This is a genomic window from Emticicia sp., assembly GCF_049241225.1.
Lineage (GTDB): Bacteria > Bacteroidota > Bacteroidia > Cytophagales > Spirosomataceae > Emticicia.
Window position 1 is genome coordinate 6,693 of the sequence record NZ_JBMLRC010000289.1, and the last position, 7,638, is coordinate 14,330.

Consider the following 7,638-nt stretch of genomic DNA (forward strand, 5'->3'; position numbering starts at 1 on the left):
TATATAGGGATAACAAAATCTGCACAACTTTTAAATCTGCTACCCCTATGATTAGTTCTTTTGTTTATTTGAAATTTTGGTTTTAGATAAAAAATATTCCAAAATGATGTGCTTAGCTGACTGCTGCTTTATGGAAATCATATACAAACAAGTAAACGATTTAAGCCAAATATAAAAATGCAAAACAATAGCAATGACATTTTGAGGGAGCTGGTAAGCATTTTCAAAATCAATTTATCAAGAGCCCGTGTTTACGAAAAACTCTTGGGCATGACAGCAAACCATGATTTGAATAGCCATTTTCAGGAACAGCTAAATGATTCTAATCGAATGGTAAAAGAGCTTGAATTGATATTCAATGAGGCCATAGAAGACAGCGAAAAGAAAGTGCTATTTGATGACTTACAACTAAGCCAACCTCAGTTTTATTTTGGCATGGCTCAAAATTCGGATAATATTCCGACGATAGTTATTTCTTGCAAATTTGGTGACGAATACCTCAAAGGCAAATACCAAAAAGCCATGCAGTTTTTTGATTTTAGGTATTTCCCGAAGCTAAAAAACATCATGAATAAATATGTTTCAAATATCCATCACATGATGCAGGTTTTAGAAATAACCTTTTCGGATAATAAACTTCTTCCTTCATAGCAAGGATTTATATATATCCAGATTAAAACGTGGCACGTTGCTGACAATCAATTTTTGTTTCAGTTTCGTGTTACGTTTACTTTTTTACTAAACATACAACAAAATGGAAAATCAAGAATTTAAAGAAATCGCTCAAATCATTGATTCGGTGAAGTTTGGTATGTTGTCAACGCTTGGCAAAGGCAATAAAATACATAGCCGCCCCATGACCACCAGTCAGATAGAAGACAACGGATACATTTGGTTTTTTACGAGTATCGAAACCGATTTAGTGAAAGAAATCTCGCTCAAAGATAGCATACAGCTCTCATACGCCGAGCCAACGGATAATGTATATATTTCAATCAATGGCGATGCCGAAATCATCAACGATAAAGCCAAGAAAGAAGAATTGTGGACACCTCTGGCCAAAGCATGGTTTCCGAAAGGAGTTGACGACCCCAATTTGGTTTTGGTAAAGATAAAAGTGAATGAAGCTGAGGTTTGGGACAGTGGCTCGAATAAAATACTGACTTTAGCCAAGATTGTAAAAGCTATTTTTAGTTCGGAAAAGTTTGAAGCAGACGAAGATTCACACAAAGTTATAAAAATGTAATGCAATGGATTTAAGAACAGAAGAACCTTTCTGGTTGATGAGAAGCGGAATTATTCAGTCTTTCCCATCCATAAAGAAATCGGCAAGTACGGAAGTAGTAATTTTAGGCGGAGGCATAACTGGTTCATTAATAGCCTTTTATTTAGCAAAGGCTGGAATTTCTTCCATATTAATCGACAAACGTAAAATCGGTATGGGTAGCACTTGTGCCAGCACTGCCCTTTTACAATACGAAATCGACACTCCGCTTCTGCAATTACAAGAATACGTAGGTTTTGAAAACGCCGCTCGCAGCTACCAACTTTGTATTGAGGCCATTGCCAAAATAGAGAAAATAGTAAAAGAACTAAACGTTGAGGTCGGTTTTTCGGAGCGTAAAAGTTTCTACTACGCATCGAATAAAAGTGATGCAAAAGAACTGCCTAAAGAATATGAATTAAGAAAGCAAATAGGCATTGATTTAGAATACTGGGAAGAAGAAGAAATCAAAAACAAATTTGGTTTTTCGGCCCCAGCCGCCTTGATGTCGAAAGATGGAGCTCAAATTGATGCTTATTCATTTACACACCATCTATTAGATTTTGCTCAGAAAAACGGTGTGAAGGTTTTTGATGACTCAGAAGTTACCGAAATCATCCATCATAAAAATAGCGTTGAACTCATCACCAAATACGGCTTAAAAATAGATGCAAAGAAGTTAATTATTGCCAGTGGATATGAATCTCAGCAGTTTTTATCAAAAAAAGTAGTACAATTCAATTCTTCGTTTGCCATCGTGAGCGAACCTTTCGAGCAAAAAGAGCTTTGGCTGGATAACTGCCTCATTTGGGAAACCGCTCGGCCGTATTTGTATTTACGCACAACAGATGATAACCGTGTTTTGATTGGCGGAAAAGACGAAGAATTTTATAATCCTAAAAAACGAGATGCCCTCAACGATAAAAAGGCGATGCAGTTAGAAAAAGAATTCAATAAACTCTTTCCTGATTTGCTTTTCAGAACCGATTTTAAATGGGCTGGTACTTTTGCCGAAACCAAAGATGGTTTACCGTATATCGGAGCAGTAGACGAACGCCCCAATACTTATTTTGCTATGGGTTTTGGTGGAAATGGCATCGTTTTTAGTCTCTTAGCTGCCGAAATCATTCGTGATGAATTGACAGGAAAGCAAAATAATGATGCAAAAATCTTTGGATTTGATAGATAAAACAAACGAGGCTACATTCAAAACGTAGCCTCATTTGCTTCTTGGAGAAAACCCACCATAATAGCGTCATTGTCTAAACACCCGAATAGTTTTTGTATTATTATTTTGCTTTACGCTCAAAAAATACTGTCCTGAAGCATTTTTGCTTAAAATTTCTTCAATCGCAGACTTTTGGCTTTCCCAAGTACCTGAGTTTTGGTATAGTTTATTGCCCATTTTATCGCTCATCATTATTTCAAATTCTCCTTCGGGTGCTTTTTCATTGATTAATAAATCAATTTTTCCATCAGTGGTATTTGGGAAAACAGTGGCATTGAGTGAGGTGGGTTCAGTATCTAAATCGCTTTGTGTCTGAGCAACAGTAGAAACGCCGTCAGTTATACTTTTGAGTGTTTTACCAATCCTAATTCGGTCAACAATCACTTCCGAACCCACAAGTATACTGCTTTGCGATAATACAATATTTGATAAGTTTGGAATACGCACTTTACTCACTGACTGGTTTAAAACCCTTCCAGAATAATAATCTCTATAAGAAGTTGTCAAACTCGAAGTTCCTATTTTGTCTCCCGATAGAAAATAACTAAAATTTACGTCTATGACAGGGCTTGGTTGCTTTTTTGTTAAATCCTCATTTCCTAATGAGATAGCAGCAATAATTTGGTCATTTTTATCCCTTACAACGAGTGAATTAAAAGTAATGTAATCGAAACACACGGGGGTATTTACCAAAGAAAATTTGAGAAGTGGTCGAGTAGGTTCTTCTTTTGAGCTAAGAAACATAAAATAGTTTGATGGGTTCAGAAATGAAGTTAGATATTCATCACATCTGAAATTCCAACCTAAACTATTGATTCGCTGCATGGCTTTATAATTGAGCTGAAAACTAACGAAAATCTGGTCATTGGCTGGTGCTTTTAAAGCTCGTTTTACATCTTGTCCGTTTCTATTCAAATAAGCGGCTCCGCCCGAAGCAGTATAGTTTTTCTTGACCAAACCATCAACGACTTTTATCGGATTAGTATTTGATGGCGTGAGTGCCTCCCAGTTATTTTGGGTAAGTGTTTCCCCCTTTGTGTAGTCAAAATCTTCTTTAAGTAGTAAATCGGCTTTATTATCACAGTCTTCGATAATACCTTTTATTTTCCAGACAGTTTTTTCACAATATCCGCCAACAGGTGTAAAGTGTATTTCACCTTCATAAACACCAGCACTACCAGCAATAGGGTTGCCATTCGGACTTATTTTATCAGAATTTCCTACTAACAGAATGTCTAAAGAGTTGTTAGTGTCGTAATAATGGTAAAACGATTTTAGTATATTATTGGTTTTGGTATAAGTATAGTTTGTTTCATTGTAATAACTTGTTAAAGCCTTAAACCCACTTGGAGCAACTACTGATAAATCAGTAACATCCGCACCTATCTTTGTGTGTAAATATGCCGTCAAACTATTAGATAATATTTCTTCATTAGCACAAGTTTTAAGAATAATTTCATCCTTTTTGAAGTCATTGGGATTAACATTTTGTGTTGTAGTTCCTCCATTTGCAAGATATTTCCATACTGATAATGAAGATATAAATTTATCTTTATAAGCTAAACTTGGCACACATGGCATTACACTACCCCATGTTTTTCCGACTCTTATTCTATCTATTGCACATTCTGTTCCATCGTTTATATCGCTTTGGCTTAAAACAATATTACTAATATTTGTGATTTTAGCTTTGCTTGGATAAAACCCATCGCCACTAAATGCACTGATATTGGTACTTTCATTTCTTAAATACGCTTGTCCGATACCAGTACCAGTAAGTTGGTATGAAAAACTAAAATCCGCAGTGTTATTACCAACAGGAATCAATGATAGTATCTCATTTTTTGAATCTCGTACGACTAAATACCAATTAATTCCTGCAAAATTTGTAGAAACTAATGAAAATTTCAGTAAAGGAACAGTCGGATTTTCTTTGGAACTCAAAAACATAAAATAACTCAAAGGACTAAATTGCTTAGGATAATGAGTATTACCAATTGGAAAATATTTTTTCACATCCACTTGAAACGAAAGGTAGATTTTTTCATCAGTAACAGGCGTAAATGACCGAATCACATCTTGCCCATTTTTGTTCAAAAAAGCAGCCCCGCCCGAGGCTGAATAGCCTGTTTTTGACAAACCCGACACAATTTTTATTGGATTATCGCTTGTACTCGTGAGTGGTTTCCAGTTGTGTTTATTCAGATTATCACCAATTGGATAATCAAAGTCTTCGCTCAAAAGCAAATCTTGAGCATTTACGAAAATAGCAGAAAAAAGGAGTAGGAGAGTAGCAATGTGTGCTTTCATATTTTTTAGATTTAGTGTTCAGCGGTTATTGACTGTATTTTCTGAGAAAAGTTGTAAGGGTTTTAACTAAAAATACAAAATACTTTTCTATTATCGCATCTCAATTAATAAACGGCCGATTTTGAGCCGAATAACACTAAATTATGAAAAAATACATTGCTTTTCTAAGAGGAATAAACGTCGGAAATATCCGAATCAAAATGCCCGATTTGAAAAATGCCTTTCACAGTATGGGCTTTCAAAATGCCACAACCTATTTACAAACAGGAAATGTAGTTTTTGAATCGGAGAAAAATATTTCGGAAATAAAGGTAATTCTTGAAAAAGGGCTTACAGAAACCTTTCATTATCAGGCTTTTGTGCTACTTTATGACTTTGATGTTTTGGACGAAATTGTGGCTAAATATCCATTCCAAAAGGATGAAAATAACCACGCTTATGTGATTTTTGTAGAAAGTGAATCCGTTTTTGAAGAACTGGCAACTATTGCAGAAAGTGTAGATGAGGAAATAGCTAAAGGAGATACCGTTCTTTATTGGAAAGTACCAAAAGGCGAAAGTTTGAACACTCCTTTTTCTAAAATCTCCGCCAAAGCAAAATACAAAAGCACCACTACCGTTCGGAATATCAATACACTCGAAAAAATGCTTGAGTGAATAGAGTAGTTTTCCAAATTGCGGATAATTCGGAGATACTTAGATAGCTGATTTTTTTAGGATTTTACGTAATTTTTTATGGTTTTCTTGAAAATCCTCGTTTTTTGTCAACAAGTCAATTTTGTCATTCAAAGAATGATTGACAGTAAAAATCGAACGGTCGAATGTTGGAAGTTTTGGTTTATTATTCATTTTTTAAGCTTATTTGAAATGCAAGATAGTCTTTATTTTTTATAAATAATTCTTTCGAACCATCGTAATTTATCCCCGAAACATCAAAAAACTGTCTTCCTTCCTCAAAAAGTTTACTAATTATTGCTCGATATAAGCGGTTTCTTGATGCAGAACTACCTGTAAATACAACAGTTTTTTGAGGGTATAGTTCAAAGAAATTATAGAGAGTAATAATAACAGTGGATAGTACAATGACCATATCTTGATTGTCAGATATAGCTTTTATATCAATATTTCCATTCGGCAGAATGTCACCAAAAGCCAATTCGGCATATTCAATATCATTTTCCTCGTATAAATAATAACCAACCCCTTTTCTAATAGATTTATGTTGACTATCACTAACGAACTCATACCAAAGTCCATCAGCCGATGTTTCAATTTTATAACTTGGTTTATTCATGAAACAAATATATAAAAATTTGCAGTGAATCGATATTAAGATAGGACTGTCGCCACTTATTGCTTCGATATAAATGCTAATTATTCTTTAAAAATAGAAATGATTCAAAAAATCTATTATGCTTTTGGCACTAAAAAAACTATCTTTGCAAATATTTTTTTGAAAGAATTCGACATATTGATTTAAAAAATGTTTGAAAATTTAAGTGATAAGCTAAATAAGGCCATCAAAACCCTCAAAGGGCAAGGCCGAATTACCGATATTAACGTAGCATCGACCGTCAAAGAAGTAAGACGTGCTTTGATGGATGCCGACGTAAACTATAAAGTTGCCAAAGACGTAACCGACCGTGTACGTGATAAGGCAATCGACCGTAAGGTAATGATTGCGGTTGAGCCTGGGCAATTATTTGTAAAAATCGTACAGGAAGAATTGATGGAACTCATGGGCGGACAAGCTCAGAGTGTCAATCTAAAAGGCTCACCAGCAGTGGTTTTGATTGCAGGTTTGCAAGGTTCGGGTAAAACTACATTTTCGGGGAAATTTGCTTCGTATATCAAAAAACAAGGCCGCCAAGTATTGTTGGTTGCCTGTGATGTGTACCGTCCTGCGGCCATCACGCAATTGCAAGTATTGGGCGAGCAAATCGGTGTAGAAGTTTTTGCTGAGCCTGAAAACAAAAATGCCGTTGATATTGCCAAAAATGCACTTGCTTACGCAAAAACTAAAGGTAAGAGCGTCGTGATTGTCGATACGGCGGGTCGTTTGGCAGTTGATGAGGTGATGATGAAAGAGGTGGAAGAAATCAAGAAAGCCATCACACCGAGCGAGATTTTATTTGTAGTTGACTCAATGACGGGTCAAGATGCCGTAAATACAGCTAAGACCTTCAACGAAAGACTTGATTTTGATGGCGTAGTATTAACCAAACTCGATGGTGATTCTCGTGGTGGTGCGGCTCTTTCAATCAAAGCCGTTGTAAATAAACCAATCAAGTTTATTTCAACGGGCGAGAAAATGGATGCCCTTGATATTTTCTACCCTGACCGTATGGCGAGTAGAATCTTGGGCATGGGTGACGTGATTTCCCTCGTAGAAAGAGCTCAACAGGCTTTCGACGAAGACGAGTCTCGCCGCTTGAACAAAAAAATGCGTGAGAATAAGTTTGACTTGACCGACTTCTTGACGCAGTTGGAGCAAATCAAGAAGATGGGTAATATCAAAGATTTGATGGGTATGATTCCAGGAGTTGGCTCACAAATCAAAGACATTGATATTAGCAATGATTCGTTTAAGCCAATCGAAGCCATCATCAAATCAATGACTCCGAAAGAGCGTGAAAAACCAGATATTATTGATGGTAGCCGCAAGAAAAGAATTGCCGCAGGTAGCGGAACTGATATTGTGCAAGTAAACAATCTTTTGAAGCAATTCGACCAAATGAGAAGCATGATGAAAAAAGTGAATCAGATGCAATCGAGTGGTAAAATGAAGGCTTTTAAATAAGATTTTACTTAGAAAATAAAAAGGTCAATGAGCGAAT

Annotated in this window: 8 protein-coding genes; 5 read left to right on the forward strand and 3 right to left on the reverse strand. The window is 35.9% G+C overall.

Annotation, left to right across the window (positions count from 1 at the left end; translation table 11 throughout):
• The first annotated feature begins 177 nt into the window (after window positions 1–177).
• From ACOVO2_RS15460 to ACOVO2_RS15470, 3 genes are all read left to right on the forward strand, one after another.
• Window positions 178–651 carry a hypothetical protein gene (locus ACOVO2_RS15460; protein WP_421770842.1) on the forward strand — a complete coding sequence of 158 codons (474 nt, stop codon included), beginning with the start codon at window positions 178–180 and terminating at the stop codon, window positions 649–651.
• 103 nt (window positions 652–754) lie between these two features.
• Complete coding sequence (locus tag ACOVO2_RS15465; protein ID WP_421770843.1) at window positions 755–1,246, forward strand: pyridoxamine 5'-phosphate oxidase family protein; 492 nt, start codon at window positions 755–757, stop codon at window positions 1,244–1,246.
• Window positions 1,247–1,250: 4 nt separating this feature from the next.
• Window positions 1,251–2,453, forward strand: coding sequence for an NAD(P)/FAD-dependent oxidoreductase (locus ACOVO2_RS15470; protein ID WP_421770844.1), 1,203 nt, complete (start codon window positions 1,251–1,253; stop codon window positions 2,451–2,453).
• 66 nt (window positions 2,454–2,519) lie between these two features.
• On the opposite strand, the gene ACOVO2_RS15475 is transcribed toward ACOVO2_RS15470, so the two are convergent.
• Window positions 2,520–4,802 carry a hypothetical protein gene (locus ACOVO2_RS15475; protein WP_421770845.1) on the reverse strand — a complete coding sequence of 761 codons (2,283 nt, stop codon included), beginning with the start codon at window positions 4,800–4,802 and terminating at the stop codon, window positions 2,520–2,522.
• A 143-nt stretch (window positions 4,803–4,945) separates the two neighbouring features.
• Here ACOVO2_RS15475 and ACOVO2_RS15480 point away from each other — a divergent pair, with 143 nt between their 5' ends.
• Window positions 4,946–5,458 carry a DUF1697 domain-containing protein gene (locus ACOVO2_RS15480; RefSeq protein WP_421770846.1) on the forward strand — a complete coding sequence of 171 codons (513 nt, stop codon included), beginning with the start codon at window positions 4,946–4,948 and terminating at the stop codon, window positions 5,456–5,458.
• Window positions 5,459–5,497: 39 nt separating this feature from the next.
• On the opposite strand, the gene ACOVO2_RS15485 is transcribed toward ACOVO2_RS15480, so the two are convergent.
• Both ACOVO2_RS15485 and ACOVO2_RS15490 read right to left on the reverse strand, forming a co-directional pair.
• The gene (locus ACOVO2_RS15485; RefSeq protein ID WP_421770847.1) at window positions 5,498–5,650 is read right to left on the reverse strand and encodes a hypothetical protein; all 153 of its coding nucleotides are present in this window, start codon (window positions 5,648–5,650) and stop codon (window positions 5,498–5,500) included.
• Complete coding sequence (locus ACOVO2_RS15490; protein WP_421770848.1) at window positions 5,643–6,095, reverse strand: DUF6934 family protein; 453 nt, start codon at window positions 6,093–6,095, stop codon at window positions 5,643–5,645. Before ACOVO2_RS15490 ends, ACOVO2_RS15485 begins: the two co-directional genes overlap by 8 nt.
• A 189-nt stretch (window positions 6,096–6,284) precedes the next feature.
• Between ACOVO2_RS15490 and ffh the strand changes: the two genes are divergently transcribed.
• Entirely contained in the window at window positions 6,285–7,601 is a 1,317-nt protein-coding gene (gene ffh / locus ACOVO2_RS15495; RefSeq protein WP_421770849.1) for a signal recognition particle protein, read from the forward strand.
• The last annotated feature ends 37 nt before the right edge of the window (window positions 7,602–7,638 follow it).

What these genes read in the sequence shown, in the direction of transcription:
- ACOVO2_RS15460 (WP_421770842.1), top strand. Translation starts at nt 178, where the DNA reads ATGCAAAACAATAGCAATGACATTTTGAGGGAGCTGGTAAGCATTTTC.
- ACOVO2_RS15465 (WP_421770843.1), top strand. Translation starts at nt 755, where the DNA reads ATGGAAAATCAAGAATTTAAAGAAATCGCTCAAATCATTGATTCGGTG.
- ACOVO2_RS15470 (WP_421770844.1), top strand. Translation starts at nt 1,251, where the DNA reads ATGGATTTAAGAACAGAAGAACCTTTCTGGTTGATGAGAAGCGGAATT.
- ACOVO2_RS15475 (WP_421770845.1), bottom strand. Translation starts at nt 4,802, where the DNA reads ATGAAAGCACACATTGCTACTCTCCTACTCCTTTTTTCTGCTATTTTC.
- ACOVO2_RS15480 (WP_421770846.1), top strand. Translation starts at nt 4,946, where the DNA reads ATGAAAAAATACATTGCTTTTCTAAGAGGAATAAACGTCGGAAATATC.
- ACOVO2_RS15485 (WP_421770847.1), bottom strand. Translation starts at nt 5,650, where the DNA reads ATGAATAATAAACCAAAACTTCCAACATTCGACCGTTCGATTTTTACT.
- ACOVO2_RS15490 (WP_421770848.1), bottom strand. Translation starts at nt 6,095, where the DNA reads ATGAATAAACCAAGTTATAAAATTGAAACATCGGCTGATGGACTTTGG.
- ffh (WP_421770849.1), top strand. Translation starts at nt 6,285, where the DNA reads ATGTTTGAAAATTTAAGTGATAAGCTAAATAAGGCCATCAAAACCCTC.